Origin of the sequence: Kineococcus deserti, assembly GCF_050871945.1 — a bacterium.
Taxonomy (GTDB): domain Bacteria; phylum Actinomycetota; class Actinomycetes; order Actinomycetales; family Kineococcaceae; genus Kineococcus.
Genome location: NZ_JBJLSI010000007.1, coordinates 49,466 through 65,969 on the forward strand (window position 1 = coordinate 49,466; position 16,504 = coordinate 65,969).

Annotated in this window: 15 protein-coding genes and 4 riboswitches; of the genes, 6 read left to right on the top strand and 9 right to left on the bottom strand. The window is 73.5% G+C overall.

Annotation, left to right across the window (positions count from 1 at the left end; all coding sequences use genetic code 11):
- Positions 1 to 48 precede the first annotated feature (48 nt).
- The 7 genes from ACRYR2_RS07665 to ACRYR2_RS07695 form a co-directional block, all read right to left on the bottom strand.
- Positions 49 to 540 (bottom strand): GNAT family N-acetyltransferase, encoded by a 492-nt coding sequence (locus ACRYR2_RS07665; RefSeq protein ID WP_432562248.1) that lies wholly within the window; start codon positions 538 to 540, stop codon positions 49 to 51.
- The gene (locus ACRYR2_RS07670) at positions 537 to 2,162 is read right to left on the bottom strand and encodes a dipeptide ABC transporter ATP-binding protein (protein WP_432562249.1); all 1,626 of its coding nucleotides are present in this window, start codon (positions 2,160 to 2,162) and stop codon (positions 537 to 539) included. Before ACRYR2_RS07670 ends, ACRYR2_RS07665 begins: the two co-directional genes overlap by 4 nt.
- The gene (locus tag ACRYR2_RS07675) at positions 2,159 to 3,004 is read right to left on the bottom strand and encodes an ABC transporter permease (RefSeq protein WP_432562390.1); all 846 of its coding nucleotides are present in this window, start codon (positions 3,002 to 3,004) and stop codon (positions 2,159 to 2,161) included. The genes ACRYR2_RS07670 and ACRYR2_RS07675 overlap by 4 nt, the downstream gene beginning before the upstream one ends.
- 38 nt (positions 3,005 to 3,042) lie before the next feature.
- Positions 3,043 to 4,062 carry an ABC transporter permease gene (locus ACRYR2_RS07680; RefSeq protein WP_432562250.1) on the bottom strand — a complete coding sequence of 340 codons (1,020 nt, stop codon included), beginning with the start codon at positions 4,060 to 4,062 and terminating at the stop codon, positions 3,043 to 3,045.
- On the bottom strand, positions 4,059 to 5,654 hold the full coding sequence (locus tag ACRYR2_RS07685; protein ID WP_432562251.1) for an ABC transporter substrate-binding protein: 1,596 nt from the start codon (positions 5,652 to 5,654) through the stop codon (positions 4,059 to 4,061). The genes ACRYR2_RS07680 and ACRYR2_RS07685 overlap by 4 nt, the downstream gene beginning before the upstream one ends.
- Before the next feature lie 194 nt (positions 5,655 to 5,848).
- Positions 5,849 to 5,942, bottom strand: a riboswitch (SAM riboswitch).
- A 173-nt stretch (positions 5,943 to 6,115) separates the two neighbouring features.
- Complete coding sequence (gene metE, locus ACRYR2_RS07690; protein WP_432562252.1) at positions 6,116 to 8,443, bottom strand: 5-methyltetrahydropteroyltriglutamate--homocysteine S-methyltransferase; 2,328 nt, start codon at positions 8,441 to 8,443, stop codon at positions 6,116 to 6,118.
- Positions 8,440 to 9,387, bottom strand: a complete 948-nt coding sequence (locus tag ACRYR2_RS07695; protein WP_432562253.1) for a methylenetetrahydrofolate reductase — start codon at positions 9,385 to 9,387, stop codon at positions 8,440 to 8,442. Before ACRYR2_RS07695 ends, metE begins: the two co-directional genes overlap by 4 nt.
- Positions 9,388 to 9,448: 61 nt before the next feature.
- Positions 9,449 to 9,540: riboswitch (SAM riboswitch) on the bottom strand.
- 140 nt (positions 9,541 to 9,680) lie between these two features.
- A riboswitch (SAM riboswitch) is annotated at positions 9,681 to 9,794 on the top strand.
- Positions 9,795 to 9,850: 56 nt separating this feature from the next.
- Here ACRYR2_RS07695 and ACRYR2_RS07700 point away from each other — a divergent pair.
- The gene (locus ACRYR2_RS07700) at positions 9,851 to 11,185 is read left to right on the top strand and encodes an aminotransferase class V-fold PLP-dependent enzyme (protein ID WP_432562254.1); all 1,335 of its coding nucleotides are present in this window, start codon (positions 9,851 to 9,853) and stop codon (positions 11,183 to 11,185) included.
- 238 nt (positions 11,186 to 11,423) lie between these two features.
- The gene (locus ACRYR2_RS07705; protein ID WP_432562255.1) at positions 11,424 to 11,792 is read left to right on the top strand and encodes a rhodanese-like domain-containing protein; all 369 of its coding nucleotides are present in this window, start codon (positions 11,424 to 11,426) and stop codon (positions 11,790 to 11,792) included.
- A gap of 73 nt (positions 11,793 to 11,865) precedes the next feature.
- Here ACRYR2_RS07705 and ACRYR2_RS07710 read toward each other — a convergent pair whose 3' ends face one another.
- The gene (locus ACRYR2_RS07710) at positions 11,866 to 12,120 is read right to left on the bottom strand and encodes a hypothetical protein (RefSeq protein WP_432562256.1); all 255 of its coding nucleotides are present in this window, start codon (positions 12,118 to 12,120) and stop codon (positions 11,866 to 11,868) included.
- Between the two features lie 198 nt (positions 12,121 to 12,318).
- Positions 12,319 to 12,414, top strand: a riboswitch (SAM riboswitch).
- 53 nt (positions 12,415 to 12,467) lie between these two features.
- Here ACRYR2_RS07710 and ACRYR2_RS07715 point away from each other — a divergent pair.
- The 3 genes from ACRYR2_RS07715 to ACRYR2_RS07725 are packed head-to-tail and all read left to right on the top strand — an operon-like array spanning position 12,468 to position 15,011.
- Positions 12,468 to 12,626, top strand: coding sequence for a hypothetical protein (locus ACRYR2_RS07715; protein WP_432562257.1), 159 nt, complete (start codon positions 12,468 to 12,470; stop codon positions 12,624 to 12,626).
- A 13-nt stretch (positions 12,627 to 12,639) separates the two neighbouring features.
- Complete coding sequence (locus ACRYR2_RS07720; protein ID WP_432562258.1) at positions 12,640 to 13,683, top strand: LLM class flavin-dependent oxidoreductase; 1,044 nt, start codon at positions 12,640 to 12,642, stop codon at positions 13,681 to 13,683.
- Positions 13,684 to 13,694: 11 nt separating this feature from the next.
- Complete coding sequence (locus tag ACRYR2_RS07725; protein ID WP_432562259.1) at positions 13,695 to 15,011, top strand: NtaA/DmoA family FMN-dependent monooxygenase; 1,317 nt, start codon at positions 13,695 to 13,697, stop codon at positions 15,009 to 15,011.
- 69 nt (positions 15,012 to 15,080) lie between these two features.
- Here the strand turns inward: ACRYR2_RS07725 and ACRYR2_RS07730 are convergent, their stop codons facing one another.
- The gene (locus tag ACRYR2_RS07730) at positions 15,081 to 16,052 is read right to left on the bottom strand and encodes an ATP-grasp domain-containing protein (protein WP_432562260.1); all 972 of its coding nucleotides are present in this window, start codon (positions 16,050 to 16,052) and stop codon (positions 15,081 to 15,083) included.
- 234 nt (positions 16,053 to 16,286) lie between these two features.
- On the opposite strand from ACRYR2_RS07730, the gene ACRYR2_RS07735 reads away from it, so the two are divergent.
- The gene (locus ACRYR2_RS07735) at positions 16,287 to 16,448 is read left to right on the top strand and encodes a hypothetical protein (RefSeq protein WP_432562261.1); all 162 of its coding nucleotides are present in this window, start codon (positions 16,287 to 16,289) and stop codon (positions 16,446 to 16,448) included.
- Positions 16,449 to 16,504: the final 56 nt, after the last annotated feature.

The window sequence follows — 16,504 nt, forward strand, 5'->3', positions numbered from 1 at the left end:
CCTTGATCGCGGGGGTCGAATCCTTGATCACCGTGGTGGGGCGGTGGGTCAGGGCAGGTGCTTCTCGAAGGCCAGCGGCCCGATCGTCTCCGGATCCACGCTCACGTCGAACAGCGGCCGGTACCCCGTCGTCAGGTACAGGTGCTTCGCCTCGGGCTGCCGTGGACCGGTCGTCAGGTACAGGCGGGCGTACCCGGCGCTCACGGCCCGCCGCTCGAGCTCGGCCAGGACCCGGCGCGCCAGCCCCCGGCGCCGGTGCTCCGGGTGCGTCCAGATCCGCTTGAGCTCGGCCGTCGTGTCGTCGTAGCGCCGGTAGGCGCCGCCCGCGACCGCGACGCCGTCCTCCAGCAGCAGGAGCAGCACCCCGTGGGGCTCCTCGAACTCCACGGCCGGGTACCGCTCGAGCTCGGACCGGATCTGCTCGGGCGTCCCCCCGTACCGGGTCCCGTACTCCTCGGCCAGGTCCTCGAACAGGGGCCTGGCGAGTTCGTGACCCGTCCCCACCACCCGCACGACCAGCTCCGCCGGCTCGGCGGTCACGAGACGTCCTCCAGCGCCCGCCGGCCCGGGATCGCCTCCAGCAGCTCGACGGTGTACTCGTGCTGCGGGGTGCTGAACACCTCGTCGGCCGTCGCGAACTCCACCAGCTCACCGCGGCGCATGACGCCCACGCGGTCGCTGATCTGCCGCACGACGGCCAGGTCGTGGGAGATGAACAGGTAGCTCAGGCCGTGGTCGGTCTGCAGCTGGACGAGCAGCTCGAGGATCTGGGCCTGCACCGAGACGTCGAGCGCGGAGACGGGTTCGTCGCAGACGACGAACTCCGGTTCCAGCGCCAGCGCACGGGCGATCGCCACCCGCTGGCGCTGCCCGCCGGACAGCTCCGCCGGCCGCCGTTCCAGGGCGTCGGCGGGCAGCCGCACCTGGTCGAGCAGTTCCGCGGCCCGCCGGCGACGCGACGCCCGGTCACCGATCCCGAACGCCCGCAGCGGCTCCGCGATCGTCTCCCCGACGGCGATCCGCGGGTCCAGCGAGGCGTAGGGGTTCTGGTACACCAGCTGCACACGACGGCGCAGTTCCCGCCACGCCGACCCCTTGAGGCCCGCGGTGTCGGCTCCGTCGAAGCGGATCCGCCCGGAGGTGGGCCGCTCCAGCCCCAGCACCAGCCGCGCCGTCGTGGTCTTGCCCGACCCCGACTCCCCCACCAGGCCGACGGTCTCGCCGCGGCCGATGGCGAAGCTGACGTCCGAGACGGCCCGCTGCACGTTGCCCCGACCGGGCAGCGGGAACTCCTTGACCAGCGACGTGACCTGGACGAGCGGTTCGGCCGCCCGCGGAGCCGGCGGCGTCGTGCGCTGCCGCGGTTCCACCCGGATCCGCGCGCTCGACAGGCTCGGCGCGCTGGCCAGCAGCGACCTCGTGTACTCGTGCTGGGGGTGGGTGAGCACCTGCTGCGCGGTCCCGACCTCCACGACCTCGCCCTGGGACATCACGACCACCCGTGAGGCGCGGTCGGCGGCCACGGCCAGGTCGTGGGTGATGAACAGCACCGCCGTGCCGGCCTCGCGGGTCAGTCCCTCGAGGTGGTCCAGGACCTGCCGCTGGACGGTGACGTCCAGGGCGCTGGTGGGTTCGTCGGCGACCAGCAACCGCGGACCGGCGGCCAGGCCGATGGCGATGAGCACGCGCTGGCGCATGCCGCCGGACAGCTCGCTGGGGTACTGCCGGGCCCGCACGTGCGCGTCCGGCAGGCCGGCGGCCTCCAGCAGCTCCACCGCCCGCGCCCGGGCGACGGCGCCCTTGGCCAGGCCGTGGACGTGCAGGGCCTCGGCCACCTGGTCACCGATGCGCTTGACCGGGTTCAGCGACAGCGTCGGGTCCTGCGGGACCAGCCCGATGCGGGCCCCGCGCACCGTCCGCCACGCCCGGTCCGACAGCCCGACCAGTTCATCGCCCTCGAGCAGCACCGACCCCGAGTCGACCGAACCGTTGCCGGCCAGCAGACCCACGACGGCGTGCGCGGTGGTGCTCTTGCCCGAACCGGACTCCCCGACGACGGCGACGACCTCGCCCGGGTGGACGTCGAAGGAGACGCCGTGCACGACCTCCCGCCCGCTGTAGGAGATCTTGAGGTCACGAACCTGCAGCAACGGCGAACTCACGAGCCCGTTCCCTTCTCCAGCGCCCGGGCGATCCGGTTGGCCGACAGCACGACCGCCGCGACGACCAGACCGGGCAACGTCGTCAGCCACCACGAGGTGGCCAGGTAGTCCCGCCCGCCGGAGACGAGGGATCCCCACTCCGGAGCCGGCGGCGGGGCGCCGAAGCCGAGGAAGCTCAGCGCGGAGACCGCCAGGACGGCCACGCCGAACTCCAGGGCGGACAGCGCCAGCACGGGTCCGGCCGCGTTGGGCAGGACGTGCCGGAACAGCACACCCGTGGTGCGCACGCCGCTGGCCCGGGCCGCCTCGACGTACACCGAGGCGCTGACCTTCAGCACCTCCGAGCGCATGACGCGGGCGAAGTTGGCGACGGTGCCGATGCCCACCGCGATGGCCACCTTCACGGTCCCGAACCCCAGGGCGGTGATGAGCGCCATCGACAGCAGCAGCGACGGGATCGACAGCAGCACGTCCATGGTCCGCATGAGCACGTCGTCGACCACACCGCGCACGAAACCGGAGACGAGCCCGATGAGCGTTCCCACGACCAGGCCGATGAGCACGGCGAGCACGGTGGCCTGCAACGTGAGCCGCGACCCGTGCACCACCCGGGCGAACAGGTCACGGCCGAGGTGGTCGGTGCCGAACAGGTGCGCCGCCGACGGCCCCTGCAGCCGGTCCGCCGGAACTCCGTCGATGGGGCTCTGGGAGGTGAACAGCGACGGCACGAGCGCCCACAGCAGGACGAGCAGGACCACCAGCCCGGCGAGCACGAGGTCCGGCCGCTTCAGCCACGCCGGCACCGCGCGCTTCCGGGCGGGAGCGCGGTACCGCTGGTGGATCTCGAGGACGTCCAGGACGGCCTCGGGTGCTTCACGGCTCACGAGGTGCTCCCCACCAGGGTTCGTTCGGCGGTGCGGGTGCGGCGCTTGGACGCCCGTGCCGCACCGAGCACGCGGATGCGCGGGTCGACGACGGGGTACAGCAGGTCGACCACCAGGTTGGTCAGGACGAACACCGCCGCGGCCAGCAGCACCAGGCCCTGCACCAGCGGGATGTCCTGCCCGTTGACGGCCGTGACGGTCAGCCGGCCGATGCCCACGCGGGAGAACACCGTCTCCACGACCACCGCGCCGGCGAGCAGGTTGCCGACGATCACCCCCGCGATCGTCAGCGTCGGGATCGTCGCGTTGCGGAACGCGTGCCGCAGGTGGACCCGGGCACGGGAGGCGCCCTTGGCCCGGGCCGTCTCGACGTAGGGCTCGGCCAGCGCGGTCCGCAGCCCCCGGGCCAGGATCTGGGCGATCGAGGCCGACACCGGGACCGCCAGCGTGATCGAGGGAAGGACGAGGCTGAGGAAGCCCTCGTTGCCGAGCGCCGGGAAGATCGAGATCCGGAAGGAGAAGAACTGGATGAGCAGCAGGCCGACCCAGAACGTCGGCAGCGAGACCCCCAGCGGCGGCAGCGCCAGCAGCAGCGTCCGCACCCATCCCCACCGGGTCCAGGTGGACAGGAAGGCGATGCCCACGCCGATCACCAGGGCCAGGACGAAGGAGGAGGCCGCGAGGACCGCCGTCTGCGGCAACGCGTCCCCGATGAGCGTGGTGACGGGCGCGCCGTTCTGGATCGAGGTGCCGAAGTCCAGCTGGAGGGTGCGCCACAGGGCGTGCAGGTACTGGACGGGCAGCGGGTCGTCCAGGCCGTACTCCGCCCGCAACGCCGCCACCTGGGCGGGGTCGACGGTCGCCTGCTCCCCGCCCTGGCCACCGGCCAGCATGATCGAGACCGGGTCGCTGGGCAGCAGGTAGAGGATGACGAACGTCACGGTGAACGCCGCCCACAGCACGAGGACGGCCTGCCCGAGGCGGCGGGCGACGTAGCCGATCAGTCCGGAGTTCACGCGTTCTTCCAGGCGTCGTGGAACCAGAGCCGCGACGAACCCTCGAACTGCAGGTCGTGCACGTCCTCGCTCGCGGCGATCACGGTGGACAGCTCGATGAGCGGGATCGAGTGCGCCTGCGAGACCAGCAGGTCGGACGCCTGGGCGACGAGCTCGGCCCGCTGCGCGGCGTCGGTCGTCGCGGCCTGCTGGTTCAGCAGGTCGTCGACCTCGCTGTGGGCGCGGTGGTTCACGTTGCGCGACTCGGTGGAGAAGATCGTCCGCGCCACGTCCGGGTCGGACCGGGTGAGGTTGTAGAAGATCACGTCGTAGTCCCCGGACTCCTGCTGCGCCTGGGTCTCGGCCGTCGTGCCCTGCTTGAGCTGCAGGTCGATGCCGGCCTCGCGCACCTGCTGCTGCACGAGTTCGAGCACGGCCGAGGTCGGCTGCCAGAACGTCACCGTGAAGGTCAGCCTCTGCCCGTCCTTCTCGCGGATGCCGTCGGCGCCCTTGGTCCAGCCGGCCTCGTCGAGCAGCGCGTTCGCCCCGTCCACGTCGTGGGCCAGCACGGCGGAGTCGTCCGGGGCGTCCGGCGTCGAGGAGGAGAACGCGGAACTGACGGCGACGTCCCCGGGGTTGAGGATGCTGGCCAGCTCCTCGCGGTCGATCGCCTTCGACAGCGCCTGCCGCACGCGCTCGTCGGCGAACAGGGGCCGCGACTCGTTGACGAAGAAGTTGTACGGGATGCCCGGGTTCGCCCGGCGCTCGGTCCAGAAACCGTTGCCGTCGAACTGCGGCAGGTCCTGGGAGGCGATGCCCGTCGTCGCGTCGATCTGGCCGGACTGCAGCGACCCCGTGCGGACGCTGGCCTCCGGGACGACCTGGTAGGTGATGGTGTCGAGGTAGGCCTCACCGGTGTGCTTCGCGCCCGTCGGCGCCCAGTCGTAGCCGGTGCGCTTGGCCAGGACGGCCTTGTCGTCCTTGGCGTAGCTGTCCACCACGAAGGGACCGGAGCCGACGAGAGTGGTTCCGTCGCAGCGGGTCGCCGGGTCCGCCGTCGTGGTGGGCACCGACAGCAGCCCCAGGCTCATCGTCGAGGTGGCCTGCAGGAACTGCGCGCTGGGCTGGGAGAACGTCACGACCGCCGTCTGCGCGTCCGGCGTCTGGGTGCCGGTGTAGCCCGCGAGGTAGGTCGAGCCCAGCGACGCCTTGGCGCCCAGGGCGACGATGCCGTCGAGGTTCGCCTTGACCGCGGCCGCGTCGACCGGGGTGCCGTCGGAGAACGTCGCCCCCTCGCGCAGGTGGAACGTGAAGGTCGTGGCGTCCGGGCTGACCTCCCACGACTGCGCCAGCCACGGCTGGATCCGCCCGTCGAGGTCCTGGACGGTCAGGGAGTCGACCAGCTGCCGGCCGATGTTCAACGCGTCGTTGTTGCCGACCTGCTGCGGGTCGATGCACCCGGAGTCGACCTGGATGGCGAACGTGAGGTCGCCGCCGGCCACGGGGGTGCCGTCGGCGGAGTTCTCGCCGCCGGAGGCGTCGCCGCCACCGCAGGCGGTGAGGGCGAGGAACGTGAGGGCGGCGGCAGCGGACAGGGGCGTGCGGGTGCGCAAGGGGTCTCCAGGCTGGATGGAACGGCGAAGGGCGCGTCCCCCACGTCAGAGGTGGGTACGCGTCAGCACCGGGACGTTCCCCGGTGGCGGGGTGGTGCGGGATCGCTGGTCAGCGACAGCCGGTGGAGGCGGTCAGGCAGAAGTCGACGACGCGGCGCAGGATCGCGACGTGCGATGTGCGTTCCACGGCAACTCCTCCATCGTTCCTGGCGGAAGCACCCGCGCCCGGTGGCCGGGGGGTTGCTGCGACGTCGTCGAGCCAGGTCTCTCAGCCGCTCTGGATGGTGTCCGGGCCTCACCATAGGGGACGGCCCGCCGGAACCTCAACCCCCGCACCCGGGCGCCCGTCCCGGAGGTGCGTGATCATCGCGACGTGCCCCGGTGATCACGCACTCCGCTCCTCGTGGTCGTGCACAGCGCACGACCACGAGGGGTTGGGTCCAGACGTCGAGGACTGGGCGTCAGTGCGCGGGCGCGACCGCCGCGGACAGCTCTGCGCGGACGGTGCGCGCCGCCTCGACCAGGTGCCGCAACGACTCGGTGGTCTCGGCGTACCCGCGGGTCTTCAGCCCGCAGTCGGGGTTGACCCACACCTGCCGGGCCGGGACGGAGGCGACGGCCGCGCGCAGCAGGCCGACGACCTCCTCGGTCGAGGGCACCCGCGGGGAGTGGATGTCGTACACCCCCGGGCCGATGCCGCGGGCGAACCCGGCCCGGGCGATGTCGGCCAGCACCTCCATGCGCGAGCGGGCCGCCTCGATGCTCGTCACGTCGGCGTCCAGGCCGTCGATGGCGTCGATGACCTCCCCGAACTCGGAGTAGCACAGGTGGGTGTGGACCTGCGTCGCGTCGCCCGCTCCCGCGGTCGCGAGCCGGAACGAGGCGACCGACCAGTCCAGGTACGCCGGCTGGTCGGCGGTCTTGAGCGGCAGCAGTTCCCGCAACGCCGGTTCGTCGACCTGGACGATCCCGATGCCCGCGGCCTCCAGGTCGGCGACCTCGTCGCGCAGGGCCAGGGCGACCTGGCGGGCGGTGTCCCCCAGCGGCTGGTCGTCGCGGACGAAGGACCACGCCAGGATCGTCACGGGGCCGGTCAGCATCCCCTTGACGGGTTTCACCGTCCGGGACGCGGTGTAGGAACTCCACGGCACCGTGATGGGCGCCGGGCGCGTGACGTCGCCCCACAGGATCGGCGGCCGCACGCAGCGCGAACCGTACGACTGGACCCAGCCGTGCGCGGTGACGGCGAAACCGTCGAGCTGCTCGGCGAAGTACTGGACCATGTCGTTGCGCTCGGGTTCACCGTGCACGACGACGTCCAGGCCGAGTTCCTCCTGCAGCCGCACGACGCGCTCGATCTCGGCGCGCAGGAACTCCTCGTACGCGGCCTGCGCCAGGTCACCGCGGGTCCAGGCGGCCCGCGCACCGCGGATCTCGGTGGTCTGCGGGAAGGAACCGATGGTCGTCGTGGGCAGCTCCGGCAACCCCAGCGCCTCCTCCTGCGCCAGCCGGCGGACGGCGTAGTCGCTGCGGTCGTAGGCGTCCGGGGTCAGGGCGGCGAGCCGGTCGCGGACCTCCGGGCGCACCACTCCGGGGGCGGTGATCCGGTCGGCGCGGGCCGTGGCCGAGGCCGCGAGTTCGGCCTGCACGCTGTCCGCGTCCACCAGGGCCCTGCCCAGCAGGACGACCTCGGCGACCTTCTGGTCGGCGAACGCGAGCCAGCCGCGCAGCCGCTCGCCCAGCCGGCTCTCGCGGGAGACGTCGTGCGGGACGTGCAGCAGGGACGTGGAGGTTCCGGCGACGACGCGGCCGGCGACGCCCTCGAACTCCCGCAGCCGGGCCAGGGCCGCGACGAGGTCGGCGCGCCAGACGTTGTGCCCGTCCACGACGCCGCCGACGACGGTCTTGCCGGCGAGCACGCCGGTGTCGGCCGGGACCGGTCCCCGGACCAGGTCCAGGGCGACCCCCTCGACCGCCCCGAGGGAACCCAGGAACTCGCCCGGGTCGCCGTACGGGGTCGCGACCAGCAGCCGCGGCCGGCCCGCGAGGGCGGTCAGCCGCCCGTACGCGGCCTCGACGAGCCCCGCCAGCCCGGCGACCCCCGCCGTGGCCGAATCGCTCACCAGTGCCGGTTCGTCGAGCTGGACCCAGTCCGCACCCGCTGCCGCGTAGGCGCTCAGGAGCTCGGAGTAGGCGCCGAGCAGGTCGTCGAGCCGGGAGATCGGCGCGAAACCCGCGGGACTGCCGTCGGCGGCCTTGGCCAGCAGCAGGAACGTCACCGGGCCGACGACGACGGGCCGGGTCAGGAAACCGTCGGCGAGGGCCTCGGAGAACTCCCGGACCCCGCGGTCGTCGGCGAACCGGAACGTGGTGTCCGGCCCGATCTCCGGAACGAGGTAGTGGTAGTTCGTGTCGAACCACTTCGTCATCTCCAGCGGCGCGTCGGCACCCCGGCCGCGGGCGATCGTGGAGTACCCGACGAGGTCGACGCGGCCGTCGGCGCCGACGACGTCGGCGAACCGGGCCGGGACCGCACCGACGGCCACGGCCGCGTCGAGCACCTGGTCGTAGGCGGAGAAGTCCGACGGGATCGAGGCGTCGTGCGCGGGCAGACCCAGCGCGTTCAGCCGGCGCACCGTCGCGGCGCGCACCCCGGCGAGCGCGGCCTCCGTGGCGGCCAGGTCGGCGCGTCCGGCCCAGAGCGCCTCGAGGGCCCTCTTGGCCTCGCGGTCGGCGCCGATGCGGGGGTAACCCAGGACGGTCGCGGTCCAGGCGGGGTTCTCGGTCATCGAAGGCCTCCTACCGCGGCGTCGCGGTGCTGGTCGTGGGCGGGAGTTCGGGGCAGTGCGAGGTGGTCGAGCAGGTCCAGCGCGGGGGTGGCCGCGTTGAAGGTGTAGAGGTGCAGCCCGGGGGCGCCGGCGTCCAGCAGTCCCGCCGCCAGACCCGAGGAGAACGCGCCCGCGGCGCGCCGCCGGGTGGCGGCGTCGTCGGTGTCCAGGGCGGCCAGCAGGGGTTCGGGTGCCCGCACCCCGGTGAGTTCACCGATGCGGTTCAGCCGGTGCGGGTCGTCGGTCACCGCGATGCCCGGCAGCAGCGGGATGGTGACGCCCGCCGCACGGGCCCGGTGGACGAAACCGGCGTACTCGTCGGCCGAGAACGTCACCTGGCAGATCGCGAAGTGCGCACCGGCGTCCTGCTTGGCGCGCAGGGCCGCCAGGTCGCCGTCGCCTCCGCGGGGGAAGGCCGCGACGGCCAGGCTCAGCGGGCCCTCGTCGACCGGCCGGGCGCCGCCGCGCAGCGCCAGCCGCCGCCGGTCGGCGACCTGCAGCAGTTGCACCAGGTCGCAGGCGCGCCCGACGCCGTCGGGGTGCGGTGCCCAGTCGCCGACCCCCGTCGGCGGATCACCCCGCAGGGCCAGGACGTCGCGGACGCCGGCGTCGTAGAACTCGCAGGCCAGGTCCACGACCTCCCGGCGGGACAGCCCGACGCAGGTGAGGTGCGCCATCGCGGGGACGGCCGTCGTGCTCAGCACGTGGGCGAGCAGTTCCCGGCTCGGCGCGCGGGTGCCGCCCGCGGCCCCGAAGGTCACCGAGACGAAGTCGGGTCGGGTCGCGACGAGTTCGGAGACCTTGTGGCACAGAAAATCCCGGCCCGCCTCGGAACGGGCCGGGAAGAGCTCGAAACTGATCGTCGGCCGTCCTGCGCCCCCGGCGAGGAGCGGGGCCAGGGTCATCGGGCCGGCGCCCGACCTGGGTGCGGGTGAGCGGGTACGGCAGGTCGTGCGGACATCACGAACTCCATCGGCCTGGCTTTAGCACCCTCGCCCGGGCTCGGGGGGTTGCTGCGGCGTCGTCGAGCCAGGACTCTCGGCCGCTCTGGATGGTGTCGAGATCGAAAGTAGTCCGAGGCCGGTCGGTCCCACAAGTGCCTCCGGGCAGTAAGCCCGGTCGGCTGTCCGCGCGTTCGAGGCCGGGAACCGACGCGCCGATCTTGCTGTCGGCGGGCGATCGTGGCAATCTCCCCGCAGGTCATGAGTGCCAGCGACAAGCCCCGGCTCGCTGGCCGGCAACCCTCCTCCGCGGTGGGGTGCCCCGGGTGACGACCTGGCCGGTTCCGAGGTGGTTCCGGCAAGCGCGGACCTCGGCGGGGTGATCCCGGTCCTCCCGGCAGGGTCCTGTCCTCTGAGGAGTCCCGTCGTGTCGCTGAGCACCCTCTCGCCCGCCGCCTGTTCCGTGGTCCAGCCCCTGCTGCCCGTCGTGGGTGCCCGCACCCGGGTGCCGCTGGCCACCGGCGGGGAGGCCGTCTACGCCAACCTGGACAACGCCGCGAGCGCCCCTGCCCTGCAGACGGTCGCCGACCGCGTGGCCCGGGTGCTGCCGCACTACGCCAGCGTCCACCGTGGCGCCGGCTACCTCTCGCGCACCACCACCGCCCTGTTCGAGCAGGCCCGCGAGCAGGTCGGGGCCTTCGTGAGGGCCCGTCCCGACGACGTCGTGGTCTTCACCCGCAGCACCACCGACGCGCTCGACCTGCTCTCCCGCGCCGTCCCGGCGGGAGCGGAGGTGCTGGTCGCCGACGTGGAGCACCACGCGAACCTGCTGCCCTGGCAGCGGTCGGCCCGCACGACGGTGGTGCGCGGCGGCACCGACGCCGAGGAGACCACCGCCCTGCTGGAGGCCGGGCTGGCCACCGGGCGGTACGCCGTGCTCGCGGTCGCGGGCGCCTCGAACGTGACCGGGGAGGTGCTGCCGCTGCGCCGGCTGGCCCGCGCCGCGCACGCCGCGGGCGCGCGGATCGCCGTCGACGGCGCCCAGCTGCTGCCGCACCGGCGGGTCGACGTCGCGGCGGACGAGATCGACTGGATCGCCCTGTCCGGGCACAAGCTCTACGCCCCCTTCGGTTCCGGCGCGCTGGTCGGCCGGCGCGACTGGCTCGACGCCGCCGAGCCGTACCTGGCCGGTGGCGGGGCGACCCTGGACGTCAGCCACGACGCCGTGCGCTGGGCGCAGGGCCCGGACCGGCACGAGGCCGGATCGCCCAACGTGGTCGGCGCCGTCGCGCTCGCGCAGGCCTGCGCGACGTTGTCCGCCCTGCCCGCAGGAGCTCTGGAGGCCCACGAGACGGCGTTGCGCGACCGCCTCGTCGCCGGGCTCACGGCACTGGACGGTGTCGCGGTCGTCCGCCCGCACCCCGGGGACGCGGTGGGGGTCGTCACCTTCACCGTGCCCGGTCAGGAGGTCTCGAAGGTCGCGGCGTACCTGTCGGCCGAGCACGGCATCGGCGTGCGCGACGGCCGGTTCTGCGCCCACCGGTTCGCGAACTCCCTCGGCCTGGTCGAGGGGGGCCTGCGGGCCTCGACGGGGGTCGGGACGGGAACCGCCGACGTGGACCGGTTGCTGGCCGCCGTCGAGCAGTTCCTCACCTCCGGTCCGGAACTCGAGTACGGGATCGTCGACGGCCACTGGGGCCCGCTGCACGACCTCCGTCCCGCCCCCGAACGTTTCCTCGACTCCACCCGGGAACCGGGCTGACCCGACCCCCGCTCACGGGGACCGGCGACAAGCCTGGCCGGTCGGTCGGCGGCCCTCTCCGGCCGCGGGAGGGCCGCGTGGCACCGGGGCCGTGGAGGTGCTCGGCACCAGGGCCGCGTACCGTGCCGCCGACCGGTCGCGCTCCGCCGACCTGCCCGCCGCGTGGCGCGGGCGTCGGGGGTCGTGCCCGTGTCAGAACCCGTTCACGCGAGCGCGTGGACCGCACCTGAGGAGTGAGATGAGCGAGACCACCCTTCCCGAGGCACCCCTCGTCGATGCCGAGACGGCCGGCCGCGCCGTCGCCGGCGGGGCGTTGTTCGTCGACGTGCGCAGCGAGGCCGGCCGCGCCTCGGCCGGGGACCTGCCGCAGGCCGTCGTCGTGGCCAAGACCGAGGTCGCGCAGAAGTTCGCCGTCGGGGAGCCGACCGCGCTGCCGCAACTGACCGGCCTGGACCAGGAGATCGTCGTGATCTGCGGCTCGCCGGCCGGGTCGGGACCCGTCACCGCCGAACTGCTGGCCGCGGGTTTCACCGACGTGGTCCAGGTCGACGGCGGGTTCCCGGCGTGGAAGGCGGCGGGCCTGGCGGTGAGTGGACCACAGGCCTGACCCCGCGGGACGACACGGTGACCGGCGCCGAGCACACGGCGGCGCCGCGCCTGGAGCACCGGGGCCTGGTGGGTCAGGGCCTCGGTTCACCGCTGGGACGGGGGATCTCACCGACCCCGCGGGCACCGGTGGAGAGCAGGTCGTGCAGTTCCGCCTCGAACTGCGCCCAGCTCAGCTCACCGGGACCGGGCTCGTCGTCCTGGTCCTGCGGGACGGGCCACGGGAAGCCCCACTGACCGTGACCCGCCAGGGCCAGTCCCTGTACTGCCGACGCGCCGAAACTGGTTGCGGCAGCGCACAACCGGCGCCACATCCGACGTCCTCGCACCTCACACCTCCGTCCACGGCTGCCCAACTGTGACACACTCCTGCCCATCCGCAAGGGCCTTCGGCACACCTCCTGCCGGGCCCCGCCCCGGAGGGCGCCACGGGTCTCCCACGGCTGGTTCGGTCCCCTTCCCGACGCGTCCGTCCCCCGCCCGCAGAGGTCGGTTGACACGGCACCGGATCGTGGCGTTGACTTCGCGGACCATCCAGAGCGGCCGAGAGACTTGGCTCGACGACGCCGCAGCAACCCCCACAGCGACAGCTGGGCCGGTGCTTCCGCCAAGGACGATGGAGGACGCGTTGCCCGGCCCGGAGCCGTAGCTGCTCACCGTGTTCGAGGTGACCTGCGTGAGCCGCACCACGCACGGGCCGTGGCGGCTCCTGGTGAACCACCGGCACGAGTTCGACGACGTCGGCATCGGCGGCATCGGCGGCATCGACCAGCCCCCACCTCCCCGACCACCACGCCGGCGCGGTCCGCGGCGTGCGACCGCCCCCACCCCCTGACGCAGGAGAACAGATGCCGACCCCGTTCCACGTGTTCCTCGACGTCGACGGCGGCGGGTGGCACCCGGCCGCGTGGCGGCGCTCGCGCAGCGGTCCCGACGCCGTCTCCTCCCCCGCGAGGCTGCGGGAGTTCGCCGTCACCGCCCAGGCCCAGGGGCTGACCGGCCTGACGTTCGAGGACTCCACGCTGCCCGACCCGCGCAACCCCGCCGGGCACCTCGACGCCGTGCAGCGCGCCGCGTTCCTGGCGGGGACCACCGACGCCATCGGCCTCCTGCCGGTCGCCGCGACCACCTACTCCGAACCGTTCCACGTCGCCGCGCAGATCGCCTCCCTCGACCACTCCAGCGCCGGGCGCGCCGGGTGGATCGCCACCACCTCACCCGAGCGGGTCGCGCGCAGCGTGGACCTGCCGGTCGAGACCGACCCCGCCGCCGAACTGGCCGACGTCGTCCGCGCCGTCCGGGCGCTGTGGGACTCCTGGGAGGACGACGCGGTCATCCGCGACGTGCCCACCGGTCGGTACGTCGACCGCGACCGCCTCCACCCCGTGGACGTCGAGACCGGCAACTGGTCGGTCAAGGGCCCGCTGACGGTCCCCCGCACGCCGCAGGGCCAGCCCGTCGTCGCCGTCCACGAACGGGACCTCACCGACGCCACCCGCGCCGACCTCGTGCTCACCGGGAACGCCGGTGCCCGCCGCACCGCGGGCGGCCCGCTCGTGGTGGTCGACGTCGAGTTCGCGCTGGACAGCGACGCCGCCCCGGCGGCCGAACGGCTCGAGGCCCTCGACGCCGACGCCGCCGCGCCCACGCGGGACCGGGTGCGCTGGAGCGGTTCGGGTGAGGGTTTCGCGCGGTACCTGACGGACGTGTCGGCCTCGGCGGACGGCGTCCGCCTGCACGCCGCCGTGCTCGACGAGGACCTGCGCACGTTGCTGCGCACGACGTTGCCGGCGCTGCGGGTCGGCCGCCTGCTGCAGCCGCCCGTGGCCGGGGCGACGCTGCGCACCACCCTGGGCCTGCACCGCCCCGCCAACCAGTTCGCCACGGCCTGAGGAGTTCCACGATGAGCGAACTGCGCTACCCCGACGCCGTCGTCCACTTCGGCGTGTTCTTCCAGGGCGTCAACCACGGGACCATCTGGTCGGACCCCCGCAGCGGTTCCCAGCTGCACCACTCCACCTTCACCCAGCTGATCCGGACCGCCGAACGCGGACTGTTCGACGCGTTCTTCCTCGGCGAAGGGCTGCGGCTGCGCGAACAGCACGGCAGGATCCACGACCTCGACATCGTCGGCCGGCCCGACGCCCTCACCGAACTGGCCACGCTGGCCGGGCTCACCGACCGCATCGGCCTGGTGGCCACCCAGAACACCACCTACAACGACCCGGCCGACCTGGCCCGCCGGCTCGCCTCGCTGGACGTGCTGTCCGGCGGCCGGGCCGCGTGGAACGTCGTGACGACCGACAACGCGTGGACGGGCGCGAACTTCCGCCGCGGCGGGTACCTCGACCACGCCGACCGGTACGAACGCGCCGAACGGTTCGTCACCCTGGCGCGGCGGATCTGGGACAGCTGGGACGGTGAGCGGTTCACGCCGGTGACCTCGGACGACCGGTTCTTCGACGTCGAGATCAGCCCGACGGTGCCGCGCAGCCCGCAAGGGCATCCGGTCGTCTTCCAGGCCGGGGACTCCCCCGCCGGCCGCGACTTCGCGGCGCGCTCGGCCGACGTCGTCTTCTCCCGCCACGGCACCGACCACGCCGCGGCGCTGGAGTTCGCCGACGACATCCGCCGCCGCGTCGTGGCCGCGGGCCGCCCCGAGGACGACGTCCTGACCTTCCCCGGCACCCAGATCGTCGTCGCCGACACCGAGGCGGAGGTCGAGGAGAAGGCGCGCTGGGTCCTCGAGCAGCAGGTCACCCCGGCCACCGCGCTCTCCCTCGTGGGGCAGGTGTGGGGTGAGGACCTGTCCGGCTACGACCCGGACGGTCCGCTGCCCGCGCACGATCCGGCCATCGCCGTCGTCGACGGGACCCGCGGCGCGGCGCGCCAGGGCCACGACCCGCGTTCGATCGCGCAGCAGTGGCGCGCGATCGCCGAGGAGCACAAGTACTCGTTGCGCGAGCTGGTGCTGCACAACTCCTCCGAGCGGGGTTTCGCGGGCACCGCCTCGCAGCTGGCCGACGAACTCACGCACTGGGTCCGGACCGGCGCCAGCAGCGGGTTCAACATCTCCCCCTACCTGGTGCCGAGCGGCCTGGACGACATCGTCGACCAGCTCGTGCCGGCCCTGCAGGACCGCGGCGCGTACCCGGCCGAGTACGTCGGGACGACCCTGCGCGAGCACCTGGGGCTGCGGGCCCCGCTCACCCACCGCTGACGCCCCCACCCCGCGGTCGAGGACTCGACGTCCTCGACCGCCGGGGCAGGGACCTCGACCGCGGGTGGGTCAGCGGGCGGTCTCGGCCTGCAGGAGCTCCCCGAGGTAGCGGGCGATGGCCCCGGGACCCGAGACCGGGGCCACGGCCTCCACGGCGGGGTTGTAGTTCGTGTTGGTGTTGATGTCGTAGGTCACCGTCCGGCCGTCGGCGGTCTCGAGGAACTCGATCCCGGCGATCTCGATGCCCGACTCGCGCAGCAGCTCCTCGTACCGGCGGACCAGCGGGTGCCCGGCGGTGATCTCCTCGCGCAGCGAGAAGGCCGGGGCCGAGGGCACCTCGCACACGTCGGCGGGGCACAGTTCGAAGCTGCCGGCCGAGGTGTCGACGCGCACGGCGTAGACGAACCGGCCGCCGACGAACTCGGCGCGCGTGATGAACGGCTCGGCCGAGCGCAGGAACTCCTGCAGCAGCGTGATCCCGTCGGCAGGTTCCTCGAACTCCGGGGAGGCGATGTGGGCGTCGAACTCCTCGTGCGTGTCGAAGCGCCGCACTCCCAGGCCCTTGCCGCCCTGGTTGTGCTTGGTGATGAACGGCGGCGCCAGCTCCCGGGCCCGCGACGACAGGTCCTCGCGACCGAACACGGCCAGCGTGCGCGGCACGTCCAGACCGTGGCGGCGCAGCAGCGCGTGCTGAGCGACCTTGCTCACCTCCAGCTCGATGACGTGCGAGCCGCCGACGACGCGGCGTCCCCAGCCCTCCAGCCACGCGAACAGCGCGCGGGTGAACTCCTTGGTGCGCCCGTTCCCACGGGTGTGCGCCGACGCGCTCAGCCGCGACCAGTAGACGCCCGGTGCCGGCTCGGCGTCCAGATCCAGGGACCCGCCGAGGAGCAGGACCTCCTGGAGGGGCACACCGGCGGCCCGGAAGGCGGCCTCGAAAGGCGGGAACCACTCGGGGTTCTCGTGGATGACGTGCACCTTCGGCCCGTCGTCGGCGGCGAACGACCAGCCGGTCCTCGCGCGGTCCACCGTCTCGGTCATGTGTCCTCCTGGATGCAGGTGTCGGGAGTCACGCTAGCTGCGACCGCTGAGGGGGCACCCCTTCGGAGTCGCAGGTCGATTCGCCGGGGTTCCTGCGGACCGACTGACCCGAACCCCGGCGATCGAGGACTCGGCAACGTCGATCGCGGACTCCGCAGTCCTCGATCGCCGCGGTCGGATCCTCGATCACCGCGGGACCTGGCGCACCTGGTCGTCTCGCACGACCTGGCGCTGGTGCGGCGGTTCGCCGACACGGTGCCCGTCCTGCGGCACGGCCGGGTGGTCGAGGAGGGTCCCGTGGCGCACCTGCTGGACGTCAGCCCCGACCTGTGCGACCACGAGGTGCACCGGGACGTGGTGGCGACCCGGGAGTGGGCCACCGCCTCGGTGGGCTGAGTCCGGTCCCCCTCCCGGCGGGGGAAGGCCGACGCCGCGCTCGGCGTTGTGGGCGA

Coding starts and splice junctions, on each gene's coding strand:
- ACRYR2_RS07725 (WP_432562259.1), top strand. CDS start 13,695: ATGAGCGAACTGCGCTACCCCGACGCCGTCGTCCACTTCGGCGTGTTC.
- metE (WP_432562252.1), bottom strand. CDS start 8,443: ATGACCGAGAACCCCGCCTGGACCGCGACCGTCCTGGGTTACCCCCGC.
- ACRYR2_RS07720 (WP_432562258.1), top strand. CDS start 12,640: ATGCCGACCCCGTTCCACGTGTTCCTCGACGTCGACGGCGGCGGGTGG.
- ACRYR2_RS07695 (WP_432562253.1), bottom strand. CDS start 9,387: ATGACCCTGGCCCCGCTCCTCGCCGGGGGCGCAGGACGGCCGACGATC.
- ACRYR2_RS07730 (WP_432562260.1), bottom strand. CDS start 16,052: ATGACCGAGACGGTGGACCGCGCGAGGACCGGCTGGTCGTTCGCCGCC.
- ACRYR2_RS07705 (WP_432562255.1), top strand. CDS start 11,424: ATGAGCGAGACCACCCTTCCCGAGGCACCCCTCGTCGATGCCGAGACG.